Below are 15,704 nucleotides of genomic sequence, written 5' to 3'. Positions count from 1 at the left end.
ATATGTTCTAAAATTTTAAGTAACCCAAAAACTTACGGAAAATTTGATATAGGGAAGGGTGCAAATATACAGTTCGAATTCGCAAGCATTAACCCAACTGGTCCAATTACCGTCGCTCATGGTCGACAAGCTGTTATGGGAGACGTTTTGGCAAATATGTATGATCAAGCTGGATACGTTGTTCAAAGAGAGATGTATTTAAACGATGCAGGCAGACAAATGAAACTTCTCTCCTACTCCCTATGGGTAAGATACAACGAAATTCTAGGGTCAAAGTATGAGATACCTGAAGATGGTTACAGAGGAGATTATCTTATAGATACGGCGAAAAAAGTATTGAACAAGTATGGAGATAAATTTAAAGATAAATGGGATGAAGAAACCGAAGATATATTTAGAAAAGAAGTCTTAGAAGATATGCTAAAAAATATGTTAGAGACGCTTGAAAAGATAAACGTGAACTTTGATGTAATCTTTAGTGAACAATTATTATTTAAAAATAAAATGGTTGAAAAAACCTTGAACGATTTAAAAGCTAAAGGCTATGTGTATGAAAAAGATGATGCAGTATGGTTTAAAGTATCGGATTTGATAGATGAAAACGACAAGGTGTTGATAAGGTCTAAAGATTCGATGCCCACTTACTTCTGTGATGACATCGCTTACCATTATTACAAGTATCTACGGGGTTTTGATAGCGTAATTGATATAATGGGTTCTGACCACCATGGTCACATACCAAGGATGATGGCTTCGATACAAGCATTAGGTTTACCAGAAGATTTTTTAAAAATAATCTTACACCAGTTTGTAAATGTAAAAAAGGGTCAAGAAATTATAAAGATGTCAACAAGAAGCGGTGAATTCTTCACTCTCGATGATCTTATACAAAATGTTGGAAAAGACGCTGTTAGGTACTTTTTTGCGATGGTTGATCCCGATACAACATTGAACTTCGATATTGATTTGGCTATAAAGAAATCTAATGAAAACCCTGTTTATTATGTTCAATATGCTCATGCCAGAATATGTAGCATATTTAAAGAAGCTCAAAAGAGAGGGATAGAATACGAATTATTTTTAGGTTTAGAAAATCTGAAAGAAGACGAAGAAAAATTGTTAATGAGGGAGTTATCCTTATTTACCAATGTATTAACCAAAGCCGTAATTCAAAATAAGCCTAACCTGCTTACGCAATACTTAGAAAGAGTAGCCTCAAGATTCCATCATTTTTACAACAACCTCTCTGTACTCAATGCAGAAAATTATGAGCTTATTCAAGGTAGGTTGAATCTTTGCCATGCAACAAAAATTGTTATAGCAAGAGGTTTGTCTATCTTGGGTGTAAATGCTCCTGAAAGCATGTGAAAGACAATATTTTGAAATTAGAAACAGAATTTGAAAGGGGGGGGTTGGGGTGAACCCCCAACGCATAGCTATAAAACGAAATTTCATCTTTTTTTTAATAATATTGGGTATCACTCTATTTGTTGGTGTTTTATTCATCTACAGTTCTCTTTTTGCAATCAGTGACATCAAAGAGATAAACCCAGAACAAAAATTTCAAACATATATAATCGCTTTAATTATTGGTTTTTTAGGAGCGATAATTGCTTTTATGCTCAGCGATACATTTACAAAAAGTAAGCATATTATGATCGCTCTTTTTACATTTTTGAATCTCATTTTAGTTATCGTTTTATTCACCCAACCTATCGCTGGCGTAAAAAGATGGCTGAATATTGGGCCTTTCCAATTTCAACCATCAGAACTTGCAAAACTTATTATTCCTGCTTTCTTGGCTTTTTATTACACTCAAATACAAAATAAAAAGAATCTGCTAATAAATGTAATTTCCCCTATTTTAGTGTGTGGTATTAGCATATTATTGATCTTTTTGGAACCAGATCTCAGTTCTGCCCTTATAATTACAATGTTAACCTTAATAACGATGTTTTTGGGAATAAAAGATAAAAAGGTTATGTTATTTTTTATTGTTTTTACATTGATTATCGTCTCAGTTCTTTTTATCTTCCAGGATAATCTGCTTCAAACCTACCAAATTTCAAGATTGACAGGTTCCGACGATTTTCAAAGTCAACGTTCAAGAGATGCCATTGCAAATGGTGGGCTAATTGGTACAGGACCGTTTGCGGGTGAATTTAAATACTATGTACCAGAATCTTACAGCGATTTTATCATATCCGTTATAGGAGAAGAATGGGGGAAATTAGGGATAGTGATGGTTGTCATGCTTTTCTTTTTTCTATCTCATGAACTTGTGTATTTAGCTTATCTTACGAAAGATCACGCTACTTTCATATTCTGTGGAGCTACAGCTTCATGGATCTTCATTCAAGTTGTCATAAATACTTTGGTAGGCTTGGGAGTGCCATGGATGCCGGTCACAGGAGTGACGCTTCCAATGGTAAGCTATGGAAATTCTTCTATGATAGTTACCTTAACATCTATAGGGTGGGGTTTGGGATTAATATATCATAATTCGGAGTTGACAAGAACAGATGAGGAAGAATGAAGAGTTAAAGGTTGTTTTTTCAGGAGGCGGTACAGGAGGCCATTACTACCCTGCTCTATCTGTAATAAAATATCTAGACAAATGTTATAATAAGTTAGATGTGATATATTTTACAACAAAAGGAAGAATCGAAGAAAAAAAGCTACCTACAGATTTCCCAAAAGCTAAGTTAATTCCTCTAAATACCAAAGGTCTAGAAAGGCCATTATACAACGTTAGGAATATAAACAGAGCCTTTGAAGTTTTAAGGGATAAGCGTAAAGTTGAAAAAATAATAAAAGAATTCAAACCTGTTTTTGGATTTCTCACTGGTGGATATGTGACCGTTCCCGTGGGTTTAGCTTTAAAAAAACAAAATATTCCTTTTTACTTGCATGAGCAAAATTCAATTCTTGGAATATCCAATAAAGTACTATCTAGATGGGCAAAAAAAGTTTTTGTAAGTTACGAAGAAACAAAGTTGAATGATAAGTTTATTCTTACAGGTAACCCTGTAAGAACGCCCGAAAATGAAATACCGCGAACTTACTTGCATGGTTTCGGAATAAAGGATTTAAACAAAAGATGTATTTTAGTCTTTGGAGGAAGCCTTGGTTCTAACGAAATAGATGAATTAATGTACAGAGTATACAAAAAAGAAAAAATTAACAATTACATACATATAACCAAAAACCAAGAAAAGTTCAAACAATTTCCCAATGTTTTTACTTTTAAATATATAGAAAATTTATATGAATTAATGGCTGTATCCGATGGAGTGATATCAAGGGCAGGAGCAACAACTCTAGCGGAAATTCAGTTCTATGATCTTTCTGCTATTTTGATCCCATGGAAAGGTGCTGCAGAAAATCACCAATTAAAAAACGCTCTTTCCCTTCAAAAGAAGGGAAAAGTTGTTGTTTTTGATGAAGAAAATGTGGAAATTGATCGACTGATCAACTTTTTAAATCGTATTCAACCAAAAAATGAAGAATTTAGCTACACACCTAAGATAAATAGAGCCACAGAAAGTATTGTTAATAATATCTTATGAGTGCGGGGTGCGTTTGCGTCACTGTGCAAACCATTTTTTTAAATGATTTTGACCTTGAATTTGGGGATCTTAAGGGGTTTACCCCTTAACGTCGGGTTAAGTGGTGCTAACACAAGGTTTTAGAGTTTCTAAAGTCAATATTTGTATTCTCAAAAGGAGGTATCTATGAAGTATTACTTCTCCGGGATAGGTGGTATCGGTATGAGTTCCCTAGCCTTATACACAGCTTATAAGTATGGAATAAAAAACGTGCTTGGATCGAACAATGAAATGAACGAAAGAGTAGAATACTTAATAAAAAAAGGAATAAAAGTCAAATTAAAACAGGACTCTGATCTTCCTGATATAGATTTTTTAATTAAAACAACGGCAATAAAATATACCAATCCCGAACTGATAGAGGCCAAAAGAAGAAATATAACTATTTTGAACAGAATGCAACTACTCAACTCAATATTGCAAAAGCATACCTCAATAGGCATTACTGGGACAGATGGAAAAACCACCACAACGGCTATGGTTTCTCAAATATTCAAAAATGCCGGCAAAGATCCAACAGTTTTTTTAGGTGGAATACATGATTCACTAGAAGATGGCAACTTTAGATATGGAAATGGAATAGTAATAGCGGAAGTCGATGAGAGTGATGGCTTTATAGAAGAAACAGAAACGAATTTTTCTATCATAAACAATTTAAGACCTGATCATTTAGAACACTACGACAATGAATTTGATAATTTGGAAAGTTCTCTTTATAAATTTGCAAACAACACTAAAGAACTTGTTTTATTAAATGTAGACGATAACCATCTCACTAAATGGCACCTAGAAGAAAAGAAAGTCTTATACTTTGGGCGAAGTGAAAAGGCAGATTATATAATTAAAAAAAGACGCCAATATAACAGATATCAGGTGTTTGAACTTTATCATAAAAATATATACATTGGAGATATTACTTTAAATCTTCCGGGAGTGCACTACGCTTATGATGCACTGGCTTCAACCGCACTTTCTTTAGAATTCGGCATTGAGTTTAACACAATAAAAGAAACTTTTCTCGGGTATAATTCAGTAGGGAGAAGATTCAACATACTTTACGATAAAGAAAATCTATCAATAATAGACGATTATGCCCATACACCCGACGAAATCTTAGAAACGATAAAAGCAACAAAAGAGTATTTTCCAAAAAGGAAAATAATAACCATATTTCAGCCACATAGGTACACCCGTCTTTACTTCCACATAAACGACTTTATTGATGTTCTAAAATATTCCGATGAAGTATTAGTCTACAGGATATATTCTGCCTTTGAAGAACCTATTAACGGGGTTGATGAAAAAAAGGTAGTTGAAGCTCTTAATTCTCAAGCTATATCCTCTAAATATTATAATTCTGAAGATGAAATTATATCAGATCTGTTACAAGAAAAAAATGCGGTTCTACTATTTGTTGGGGCAGGAGATATAACTGATATAGCAAAAAAATTATCAAAAAACAAAAAAAACCTTGACATCTCATAATTTTTATGATAATATATTTCAGGTTTGAGATCTTGCCCCCATCGTCTAGCGGTCAAGGACATTGGCCTTTCACGCCAAAGGCACCAGTTCGAATCTGGTTGGGGGCGCCATAACATTAGGAAGGGTGTTTAGCTCAGTGGGAGAGCGTCTGCCTTACAAGCAGAAGGTCGCAGGTTCAAATCCTGCAGCGCCCACCAAGTTTAAGGATGGGCAGGTAGCTCAGTCGGTAGAGCAACGGACTGAAAATCCGTGTGTCGGCAGTTCGATTCTGCCCCTGCCCACCATAATAGTTTTTAGCACTAAGATAGATATATTAAAAAGGCAACCATTTTGGTTGCCTTTTTTTGCGTGGTATTGGATATTATGATTTATATCTCATCTCAGCATATTTGGATTCGAAGCCAACTTTTTTGTACAATTTTCTAGCCGGGTTGTCGTATTCCACATGCAAGGATATATCCCCGTCACATCGGGTAATTGTTTCTTTCAAGAGGTTACTACCTATCCCCTTCCCTCTACAATTTTTATCAACAGCTATGTACACCAGCACATGCTCAGGGATATATCCTTCCATACCCGTATCGTTAATAACAACAGCACCTACAATGCTATCGTCATTATGAAGCACCAGAACAAATCCTCCTTTTCCTTTCTCGTTAGAAAAGGCGTAATCAATAGAACTGATAATATCTTCTAATGGATCTCCATACTTTCCCAAATTCTTTTCTAGGAACTCTGCTATTTCTAACTTGGTGAACTCAAAATCGTCATCTAATAAATCTTCCTTTGAGTCCAGTTCTTTCAATGATAAGTTGAATGAATCGAAATTAAAGGTTTTCTGCACTTTGCAATCACCTCCAAGATATATTATACCACATTTACACTTATATACAAAGTATTGAGAAATATGACTTTGTTTTATACTACTAATAGATGTGGGGTTATTCAAAGTTAGGTTCAAAAAAATTTAGGAGGCTTTTAACGCCTCCTAAATTCCTAAATTCCTAATTTTCTGGATTGTTTCCGGGGTTAGTTGCTCCCGTAGTTGCTCCTGGGTTTTGGTTTTGATAAATATATTGTCCTACTTTTATAATCTCTTGTTGTAACTCATCTTTGACTATCTTAATTTTACCAACGTTATCTTCCTCTAAAGCTTGCTTTAATTCTTTTGTTTTTTCTTCTATGTTGGCTTTTAAGTCATCAGGGATTTTATCTCCATTTTCACTTAATAATTTTTCTGTTTGATAGATTAAATCGTCTGCTTGGTTTCTCATCTCAACTTTTTCTTTTACCTTTTTGTCTTGTTCTTCGTACTCTCTAGCCTCTTTCATCATTCTATCTATTTGCTCTTTATCGAGTTTGTGTCTTCCGGTTACTACCATAGATTGCTGTTTCTGAGTTCCTAAATCCTTGGCTGATACACTTACAATTCCATTAGAGTCAATATCAAAAGCAACTTCAATTTGAGGAACTCCTCTTGGTGCAGGGGCAATACCTGTCAACTTAAAACTCCCTAAGAAAAAATTGTCTTTTGCTAAAGGCCTTTCACCCTGATAAACTCTTACTTCAACCTCTGTTTGCCCGTCTACGGAGGTGGTAAAAGTTTTAGATTTTTTGACAGGAATTTTGTTATTTCTTGGTATAATAACTTCCATTAAACCTCCCTTAACTTCTACACCTAAGGATAAAGGAGTAACATCCACTAAGACAAGGTCTCTTTCAGTTTCTCCAACCATTATAGAAGCTTGAACACCTGCTCCAATTGCAACGGCTTCGTCTGGATTGACATTCTTTGAAGGATCTTTCCCAAAATAATTTTTAACTAATTTTTGGACGGCTGGTATCCTCGTTGAACCACCTACAAGTAGTACATCACTTATATCTTGAGGTGAAAGTTTAGCATCTCTCATTGCGTTCTCAATAGGTCCTCTTGTTGATTCTATTAGGTCTCCAATGAGTTCTTCTAATTTTGCTCTGGTTAGTTTCTTTTCTAAATGAACAGGTTGGCCATCAACAACTGTGATAAAAGGTAAATTTATATCCGTTTCTAGTTTACCTGATAGCTCTATCTTAGCAGATTCAGCAGCTTCCTTCAATCTTTGAAGTGCTTGCTTATCTTTTCTTAAGTCAACTTTATACTCTTTCATAAATTCATCAGCTAACCAGTCGATTATCCTTTGATCAAAATCGTCTCCTCCTAGATGGTTGTTTCCAGAAGTGGCGATAACTTCTACAATATCTTCTCCTATATCCAAAATAGAAACATCAAAGGTTCCCCCGCCTAGATCATATACAACTATTTTTCTTTCTTCTTGGGATCGGTCCAGACCAAAAGCTATAGAAGCCGCTGTTGGTTCGTTTATTATTCTTAGAACTTCTAAACCAGCTATTTCTCCTGCTTCTTTTGTGGCTTGTCTTTGAGCATCGTTAAAATAAGCAGGAACTGTTATAACGGCCTTTTTGATCTTTCCTCCTAAATATTCTTCTGCATCTCTGACCAGTTTTTTAAGTATGTAAGCACTTATCTGCTGAGGTGTATACACTTTATCATCTATTTTTACAGTTTGGTCACTTCCCATATACCTTTTAATAGATCGTACTGTTCTGTCTGAATTTAAAATAACTTGCCTTTTAGCTGGTTCACCAACCAATATTTGACCATCTTTACCAAAGGAAACAATAGAAGGTGTGGTCCTTTTACCTTCCGAATTAGGTATTACTTCAGGGTTACCATCTGGTTTTACCCAAGCAATAGCTGAATTTGTAGTACCTAAGTCTATACCTACAACGTATTCTTTTGCACTCATCAAAATACCCCCTTGCTAAAACTTTTTATCATTTTGTACGTATATTCGTTGTTCAACATCACTAATATTATAATTCAAATAGTCTTTTTTTTCAAGTCATTAATTGAGATTTGGGGATCTAATTAAAGTGCTTATTAAAAGGTTTCTAAGTAATCTAAATTTAGAAGTAATCAAATATTATATCACTCTTAACCTATGAGTGAAAATAATATTTTGGGTTTCGATCCTTGAAGAGATCATTATACTCATTGATACTTTTGTTTTGAGATTTTCTTTCATCAATTTCTACTGTTTGAATAAAATCTCCTTGGTCTGGTAGTCTAAAAAGCACTTCGCCGTTGGGTGAAGTCACTTGACTTTTACCTGTGAAAGAATACTGTATTTCACCATTGCTCTGGGTTCCCCAAATATTTGATGTGGCAATATAAACCTTATTTTCTAAAGATCTAATTTTATTGGCTTCTTGGCAATATGGTAAGACCAAATTTGCTGGATGTAAAATTAAATCTGCCCCTAATAAAGCCAATGTTCTAAAGGATTCTGGAAAGTACCAATCAAAACAGATGGCAACTCCTACTTTTATTCCGTTAACATTTTCCACCCAAAAGCCTGTGTTCCCAGGAGTGAAAAACAATTTTTCTCTGAAAAACAAGTGAGTCTTTCTGTATATTTTAAATGTCCCGTCACTATTGATCAATATTGAGGAATTATAATACTTATCTTCATACTTTTCGTTAAAACCATATACTACACTTATGCCGGTATCTTTTGAAAATTCCCTGAAGGTTTTAAAGGCGTATCCATTTTCCTCTAAAGGTGATTCATAAGTTTCTTCTACCTCTTTTTTGGAAGAGAAAGCGTAACCAGAAAAAGCTAATTCTGGAAATACTATAAAATCGCTATCTACTCCTTCGACGATCTTCATTACCTTGTCTACATTTTTCTTGATCTCAAATAGTTCTGGTTTGAATTGGACTACGCTGACTTTAAACATTTTTCAACCTCCTCTAAAATATTTATTTAATACTGCCATTAGAAACTCCAAAAATTATTTTAGCGCCCCTTCGCCAAGCGTTAAGGGGCGAGCCCCTTAAGATCCCCAAGTTCAAAATCAAAGTCATTTAAAGATCTACTTTGCATAATACAGCAAACCATAAGGATAGAAGTTTTTTGTCTTTGGCGCGCAGATCACTTTATTTCTATTTCCTTTTTTTCTGTCATTATTAAATCGGCTTGTAAATCATGGGGGTGAATAGGAACGGAATCTATTAATTGAAAGTTGAATACCACCCCTATCAAATAAGTTTTCGGATTTTGAAGGAAGTATCTATCGTAATATCCTCCACCGTATCCAATTCTATATCCATTAAAATCATAGGCAATTGCAGGAATTATGTAAAGATCAATTTTTGAGGAAAATTCATCATCGATGGGTTCTGGAATATTAAATTTACTTTTAATCAAGCGATCGAGACTTTTTACTCTTCCCATCTTCATTTGTTTACCTAAAACCTTTGGTAAATAAACCTTTTTTTGAGTTTTTAACAATTCCTCTATCAAAGATAATACGTTTACTTCTTTATTAATGGGATAATAGAGAGCGATGGAATCAAACTCCATTTTTTTGATTTGATTTCTCAATTTTTCTACTATTTTTTGTGAATATGTTTCATATTTTTCTTGATCTAGTTCCAATCGTTTTTTTAAAATCATCTCTCTGACTTCTTTTTTCGTCATCGTATTTCATCCCTCTATGATATTGATGTTATTATAAGTGAGACCCCACTCCATTGCACATTATACAATAAAAATAGAAAATTTTTGCCAACCACTCAAAATTATTGTATAATGTTAATTGTACATTCTAAAAAACCAAGTAACTAAAAGAGGGATTGAAAAATTCTTTATAAGTTTAAATATTCGAAAATTCTTTATCTGCTCCCTTTAATCTTTGTTTTATTTTTGTTTATATTAGGTAACTTTCTATACAGTCTTTATCCAAAAGGTATTATAGCTTTTATATTTCTCGGAATAATAGTTACACTTTTATTTTATTCCATAAGAAAATTTATGCGGTATCCTATTATTTATGACCAAAATAACAAAACCTTTTACGTTATTACCTCCGTATTTTCAGAAAAATACGAGCATTTCAGTAAATCTTCCATTAAAGAAATAGTTATTACTTCAAGAAAAATAATAATAATTTTAAAGGATAAAACAATTATTTTGCCTAAGTTTATACAAGACCGAGATAAACTCATTTCTTTTTTAAAAGGAGATAAAATTGAAAGGTAGAGAAACAGTTGCATATATAAATATTGATAAATATTTAGAAAATTTGAATTATATACAAAACCAAACAAAAACGAGTATTATACCGGTTTTAAAGGCAAATGCTTATGGACATGGTATGCTTCCTTTGGCAAGGCAAGTATTTAACGAAGGTTGTAGTATGTTGGCTGTTGCATATTTGGAAGAAGCTTTAGAAATCTTAAAGGAGGGAGTGCACCTCCCGATTTTAATCTTTAATTACTTCAGCCCAGATGATTTTGAAGAGTTATTGGAATTCTCTCATTTTTTAAGACCTACAATTACTGCGTATACATTTTTAGAAAAAGTATGTGATATACTAGGGAAAGATGTTGATAAATTTAAGTTCCATATAAACGTGGATACCGGTATCAACAGAATTGGCATAAAAGAGGAAAAATTACCCCAATTAATAAAGTTGATCAAAGATAAAAATATTCGAATAGAAGGTGTTTATTCCCATTTTGCCAATGCAGATGAAAAAGACGATTTTACCAGAGTTCAATTTGAAAAATATAAAAGTTTATTGGATTATATAATTAGTTCAGGCATAGATGTTGAAAAAAAACATATTTCTAATAGTGCTGCCGCTCTTTTTTTCCCAGAATATTCTTTAGATTATGTGAGGCCAGGAATTGCCACTTATGGCTTACAACCATCCACAACTCACAAAGTTGATCAATTAAAACCTGTCTTAGAACTAAAGAGCATCGTTGCAAGCATTCATTCCCTTTTACCAAGCGATACTATCGGATATGGTCGAACTTATGAAGTGCAAAAAAAGATGAAAACAGCCATTGTTCCTATAGGGTATGCAGATGGTTATTTTAGGACCCTTTCCAACAAAGGGGAAGTTTTAATTAACGGGAAGCGATGTAAAATATTAGGCAGAGTATCTATGGATCAAATAGTTGTGGACGTTACTGATACTAACGCTTCAATCGGTGATGAAGTTGTTATCATTGGGAAGCAAAAGTACGATGAAATAAGCGCAGAAGAAGTAGCTGAAAACGCTTCTACTATAAACTACGAAGTAACCTCAAGGATAGCTCAAAGGGTTCGACGGATTTACATTAAGGGAGGAAAAAATTTTGAATGAAGATTATTCTTTGAAAGATATAATAAAAGATAATCCGTTTCAACCAAAGACAAATGGGGAAAACATTACGTTAATATCGGATTTAAAACCAACTGAAGAAGCAGAAATAGAAGGAAAAGTTGTGAGCAAAAAGCTCCAAAAGACAAAAAATGACAAAATGTTTTTATTGTTTACACTTGCAGATAAAAGTCAGTCAATTAGAGCTATCGATTGGTATAACGCAGAAACCAACAATAACAAGATTCAAATTGGAGACGTTATAAAAGTAAAAGGGAAAATAGTTTATTTTGAAAATAGACTTCAAATTAATATTAGTAACGAAACCAACTCTGTGCAAAAGATTAACATAATGAATATCAACCCCGAAAAGTACTTGCATTTTTCCAATAATGATCTATCAAAGTTAAACGCAAAACTTGAACATTACATACAAACTGTTGAAGATGAAGGTATCAAATCTTTGCTGAAACAGATTTTTTTGGCTAATTCAAAATTAAGGGAATCTTTTCTTTTTTCTCCGGCAGCAATAGAAGTGCATCATGCCTATCCAGGCGGTTTACTGGAACATACATTGATGGTCACTGAACTATCTTTAAGATTATACGATCTTTACAACGAAGATAATGAAATATGTATCAATAAAGATATTATAATAGCTGGTTCCCTTTTGCACGATATAGGAAAAATAGAAGAATACGTTATAACACCTCGTGGGATAGAAAAAACTGAACAAGGCGAATTGATAGGACACATACATCTGGGAACAAAAATAGTGTACGAGGAGTCAAAAAAAATATCTCCAAAAATAAAAGAAACGGATCTTAACCATATAATACACATCATACTCTCTCATCATGGAGAAATAGAATACGGAAGTCCTGTAGTTCCTAAAACTATCGAATCATTTATTATTGGGTTAAGTGATAACATGGACGCCAAAATTGCTCAAGTTAAAGACAACATTAGAAATACCTTACAAATAAACAAAAATCAAAGTTGGAGTGAATACGATAAAAGGCTGGCACGCAAGATAAAAATAGAAAAATACTAGCGGGAGGTAATTCAATTAATGCCAAAAAAAAGCACCAAATCCAACAACAATGGTGGGAAAAGTAAATACGTAGTGATCGTTGAATCCCCATCAAAGGCAAAAACAATAGAAAGATATTTGGGAAAGGAATATAAAGTAATAGCTTCAAAAGGTCATGTTCGTGACTTACCCAAAAAGGATTTTGGAGTTGATATCGAACACAATTTTGAGCCAATCTTTCAAGTAATTCCGGGTAAAGAAAAAGTTATAAAAGAAATAAAGAAAGAAACAAAAGGGAAAAAAGTATTATTGGCATCGGATATGGATAGAGAAGGAGAAGCTATAGCATGGCATCTTTCCCAGCTTTTAGATCTTGATCCAAAAGAGAAAAATCGTATAATATTCTCAGAAATCACGAAAAACGCAATAAAAAATTCAATAAGTAATCCTCAAAGTTTAGACTTAAAAAAAGTGGATGCTCAGATAGCTAGAAGAATTTTGGATCGATTGGTAGGATATAAAATTTCACCTTTGGTTTGGAAAGTATTAAAGGATTACAAAACGAGTGCAGGAAGGGTTCAATCCTCGGCATTGAAATTGATAGTGGATAAAGAAAGAAAAATTTTTTCTTTCAAACCAAAAAAATATTATAATATCTACCTTGAGCACAAAGGTCAAAATATTCCTCTAACAAAAGAGGATGGTAAAAAAATAAAACCCGAAAGTATAACAAAAACAAAAAAAGACCAAATCTTTGAATATTTAAAAGACAAGGATTTTAAACTAGTGAATGTAGAAGAAAAGGAAACAATAAGGAAACCTCCTTTACCATTTATTACCAGTACTCTACAACAAACAGCAGTTTCAACTTTTAACTGGAGTTCATCTAAAGTAATGAAAATCGCGCAAGATTTGTATGAAGGTGTGGAAACCCGTGAAGGAAGTATTGCGTTTATTACTTACATGAGAACTGACTCTACAAGAGTTTCAAACGAAGCTCAACAAGCAGCTATTAACTATTTGGAAAAAAATTATGGAAAAGATTACGTAGGACATTACCTATCTAAAAACAAAAAATCCAACGTTCAAGATGCTCACGAGGCTATAAGACCTACAGATATCAATATGGATGTTAACAATGCAAAAAGGTTAATTTCATCAGACCATTTAAAATTGTATACCCTTATTTGGAATAGATTCATGGCGTCTCAATCAGCTCCATCAAGATATTTAGAAAAAACATATACTATAGAAGACAACACCAACAAATATTCATTTGAAATAACGTCCAAAAAATGTATCTTTGATGGATTTGAAAGATTCTGGAATGCTAACAATAAAGAAGTAAATTTTGAAATAGATAAAAATGATAAGATCACATACGACCAATTAAAATTCGAAGAAAAAGAGACTAATCCGCCAAATAGGTATACAGAGGCAACATTGATAAAAGAATTAGAATCCAAAGGAATCGGAAGACCGTCAACATACGCAACAATAATATCTACACTTTTGCAGCGTAAATACGTTTCTAAAATATCAAAAAGTACCTTGAGACCTACAACTACGGGTTTTGTGGTAACTGATTTTTTGGAAGCATATTTCCCAGAGATAGTTGACGTAAAATTCACCGCAAACATGGAAGAAGACCTTGATAAGATAGAAGATGGAAAAAACAAAAGTAAAGTGGTGTTAGAGCAATTCTATGAAGAATTTGAAAAGTTCCTTACCACTGCTTCAAATAACATAAAAAATAAACAAAAAATTTTACATTACGAAAGCGATGTACCTTGCGAAAAATGTGGTAAAAACATGAAATTAAATTTTGGACGATACGGTCTATATTTATCTTGTGAGAAATGCAAGGAAACTCAGAAAATTCCTGCGGAATCATTTGGAGTGACAATAAAAGACAAATTATACATAAAAGAATATCTACAAGAAACTTTAAAATTAAACAAAGAAGAGAACAAAATAGGTGAAAAATGCCCCGTCTGTGGTGGAGATCTCATATTAAAACACGGGAAATTTGGAGAATTTATCGCATGTAGTAACTACCCAGATTGTAAATATACTCGAAATGTAAAAGCACGAGGAAAGTGTCCCAACTGTGGTGGCAACGTAATAAAATTAAGAAGCAAAAAAGGAAAAACTTATTTCAAATGTGATTCTTGTGGGACATTGTATTGGTACGAACCTTCAGAGTACAGTTGCCCCAAATGTGGAGAAACATTATTCTACAAAACCTCAAGAGGAAAGGAAAAGTTATATTGTCAGAAAGACAAAACATACTTTGACATTGAAGAAATCAAACAATTAACAAAGTAAACGTAGAAAGTAAAAAAGGAGAAAAAAACGATGGACATCCCAATTATTACAGGTGGGAAATCTATAGAGAGAGAGATAGCATTTATAAGTGCAAAAAATGTTTTTAATTCCATAAGTAATTTGGGGCATAAACCACTGATACTGGATTTAATAGATGACGATTTTATAAATAAAATTCAAAATTATAAATTCGCCTTCAACGTGGTGCACGGAGATTACGGAGAAGACGGAAGATTATCTTCTTTATTGGACATATTAGGGATAGACTACACATGTTCTAACTCTGAAACATGTGTAGCCACATACGATAAATTTATATTCTATACTCTATTTAAAAATTATATACAAATGCCTCAAACAATCCTAACCAACAAATTGATATCACCGCCCTTTCAGTACCCTTTCATCATCAAACCTAGAAAAAGTGGATCAAGTAAAGGCGTATACATCATCCACAACGAAAATGAATTCAAATTCTATTTAGAAAAAGATTTGAAAGAATTTCAGGAAGTTCTGGTTCAAGAATATATAAAAGGCCGCGAAATAACGATATCTTATATTCAGAAAAATGATGAGTTCATATTACTACCTATTCTTGAAATTATTCCAAAAAAAGAATTCTACGATTATGAAGCAAAATATACTAACGGATTAACTGAACTCAAGCCACAGCTTAATTCACCTGAAAAAATCATACAAAAAATAAATGAAATAGGAAATCAAGTTATGAAGATACTCACTTTTAAAGACATGTTTAGAATCGATGCAATCTTAAAGGGTGATGAGATTTACGTTTTGGAAATAAACACCGTTCCAGGTTTAACAGAATTAAGTGATCTTCCAACATCCGCAATAGCTGCAGGAATCAGCTTTGATGATTTAATAGATATAATAATAAAAAATCATTTAAAACAACCCACAAAAATCAGTTTTTGAAAATGAATAGACGATAGCGCAGCAAAGTGTTTTTGGGTGGGCAGCGGGACAAAAAACAAAGAACTTTTATCCTTAGGGATGGCGTGGGGCAAAGACAA

12 protein-coding genes and 3 tRNA genes are annotated in these 15,704 nt (G+C 33.3%); 11 read left to right on the top strand and 4 right to left on the bottom strand.

The features are described from left to right. From argS to AA81_RS10115, 7 genes are all read left to right on the top strand, one after another. A partial coding sequence (gene argS, locus AA81_RS10145) for an arginine--tRNA ligase (RefSeq protein WP_103898932.1) occupies positions 1-1,368 on the top strand: 1,368 nt, incomplete at its 5' end. Between the two features lie 49 nt (positions 1,369-1,417). Continuing rightward, the gene (locus AA81_RS10140) at positions 1,418-2,536 is read left to right on the top strand and encodes an FtsW/RodA/SpoVE family cell cycle protein (protein WP_103079338.1); all 1,119 of its coding nucleotides are present in this window, start codon (positions 1,418-1,420) and stop codon (positions 2,534-2,536) included. Beyond that, entirely contained in the window at positions 2,523-3,569 is a 1,047-nt protein-coding gene (locus tag AA81_RS10135; protein ID WP_103079337.1) for a UDP-N-acetylglucosamine--N-acetylmuramyl-(pentapeptide) pyrophosphoryl-undecaprenol N-acetylglucosamine transferase, read from the top strand. Before AA81_RS10140 ends, AA81_RS10135 begins: the two co-directional genes overlap by 14 nt. 165 nt (positions 3,570-3,734) lie before the next feature. After that, on the top strand, positions 3,735-5,093 hold the full coding sequence (murC, locus tag AA81_RS10130) for a UDP-N-acetylmuramate--L-alanine ligase (RefSeq protein ID WP_103079336.1): 1,359 nt from the start codon (positions 3,735-3,737) through the stop codon (positions 5,091-5,093). A 34-nt stretch (positions 5,094-5,127) separates the two neighbouring features. Next, a tRNA-Glu gene (locus AA81_RS10125) sits at positions 5,128-5,203 on the top strand. A 12-nt stretch (positions 5,204-5,215) separates the two neighbouring features. Next, a tRNA-Val gene (locus AA81_RS10120) sits at positions 5,216-5,290 on the top strand. Positions 5,291-5,301: 11 nt separating this feature from the next. Continuing rightward, positions 5,302-5,377: transfer RNA gene (locus AA81_RS10115), tRNA-Phe, on the top strand. A 77-nt stretch (positions 5,378-5,454) separates the two neighbouring features. Here the strand turns inward: AA81_RS10115 and AA81_RS10110 are convergent. The 4 genes from AA81_RS10110 to AA81_RS10095 form a co-directional block, all read right to left on the bottom strand. Next, positions 5,455-5,937 (bottom strand): GNAT family N-acetyltransferase, encoded by a 483-nt coding sequence (locus AA81_RS10110; RefSeq protein WP_103079335.1) that lies wholly within the window; start codon positions 5,935-5,937, stop codon positions 5,455-5,457. A 160-nt stretch (positions 5,938-6,097) separates the two neighbouring features. Further along, positions 6,098-7,900, bottom strand: coding sequence for a molecular chaperone DnaK (dnaK, locus tag AA81_RS10105; protein WP_103898931.1), 1,803 nt, complete (start codon positions 7,898-7,900; stop codon positions 6,098-6,100). Between the two features lie 193 nt (positions 7,901-8,093). Further along, a complete protein-coding gene (locus AA81_RS10100) occupies positions 8,094-8,894 on the bottom strand; it encodes a nitrilase-related carbon-nitrogen hydrolase (protein WP_103079333.1) in 801 nt (266 codons plus the stop codon). Positions 8,895-9,088: 194 nt separating this feature from the next. Further along, the gene (locus AA81_RS10095) at positions 9,089-9,637 is read right to left on the bottom strand and encodes a 5-formyltetrahydrofolate cyclo-ligase (protein ID WP_103079332.1); all 549 of its coding nucleotides are present in this window, start codon (positions 9,635-9,637) and stop codon (positions 9,089-9,091) included. Between the two features lie 550 nt (positions 9,638-10,187). Here AA81_RS10095 and alr point away from each other — a divergent pair. Genes alr through AA81_RS10070 form a run of 4 tightly spaced genes read left to right on the top strand, consistent with a single transcriptional unit; the run spans position 10,188 to position 15,606 of the window. Next, positions 10,188-11,312, top strand: coding sequence for an alanine racemase (alr, locus tag AA81_RS10085; RefSeq protein ID WP_169999734.1), 1,125 nt, complete (start codon positions 10,188-10,190; stop codon positions 11,310-11,312). Beyond that, on the top strand, positions 11,305-12,363 hold the full coding sequence (locus AA81_RS10080) for a 3'-5' exoribonuclease YhaM family protein (RefSeq protein WP_103898929.1): 1,059 nt from the start codon (positions 11,305-11,307) through the stop codon (positions 12,361-12,363). The genes alr and AA81_RS10080 overlap by 8 nt, the downstream gene beginning before the upstream one ends. Before the next feature lie 18 nt (positions 12,364-12,381). Next, positions 12,382-14,670, top strand: a complete 2,289-nt coding sequence (topA, locus tag AA81_RS10075; RefSeq protein ID WP_103898928.1) for a type I DNA topoisomerase — start codon at positions 12,382-12,384, stop codon at positions 14,668-14,670. 30 nt (positions 14,671-14,700) lie between these two features. Next, positions 14,701-15,606, top strand: coding sequence for a D-alanine--D-alanine ligase family protein (locus tag AA81_RS10070; RefSeq protein ID WP_103079327.1), 906 nt, complete (start codon positions 14,701-14,703; stop codon positions 15,604-15,606). Positions 15,607-15,704: the final 98 nt, after the last annotated feature.

It is taken from the genome of Petrotoga halophila DSM 16923, from assembly GCF_002924615.1.
Note: the sequence above shows the minus strand (reverse complement) of the source record. Positions and strands in the feature narration are given on the sequence as shown.

Excerpts from the sequence above, each read along its gene's own strand:
- AA81_RS10135 (WP_103079337.1), top strand. The coding sequence starts at position 2,523 with ATGAGGAAGAATGAAGAGTTAAAGGTTGTTTTTTCAGGAGGCGGTACA.
- murC (WP_103079336.1), top strand. The coding sequence starts at position 3,735 with ATGAAGTATTACTTCTCCGGGATAGGTGGTATCGGTATGAGTTCCCTA.
- dnaK (WP_103898931.1), bottom strand. The coding sequence starts at position 7,900 with ATGAGTGCAAAAGAATACGTTGTAGGTATAGACTTAGGTACTACAAAT.
- AA81_RS10100 (WP_103079333.1), bottom strand. The coding sequence starts at position 8,894 with ATGTTTAAAGTCAGCGTAGTCCAATTCAAACCAGAACTATTTGAGATC.
- AA81_RS10095 (WP_103079332.1), bottom strand. The coding sequence starts at position 9,637 with ATGACGAAAAAAGAAGTCAGAGAGATGATTTTAAAAAAACGATTGGAA.
- topA (WP_103898928.1), top strand. The coding sequence starts at position 12,382 with ATGCCAAAAAAAAGCACCAAATCCAACAACAATGGTGGGAAAAGTAAA.
- AA81_RS10070 (WP_103079327.1), top strand. The coding sequence starts at position 14,701 with ATGGACATCCCAATTATTACAGGTGGGAAATCTATAGAGAGAGAGATA.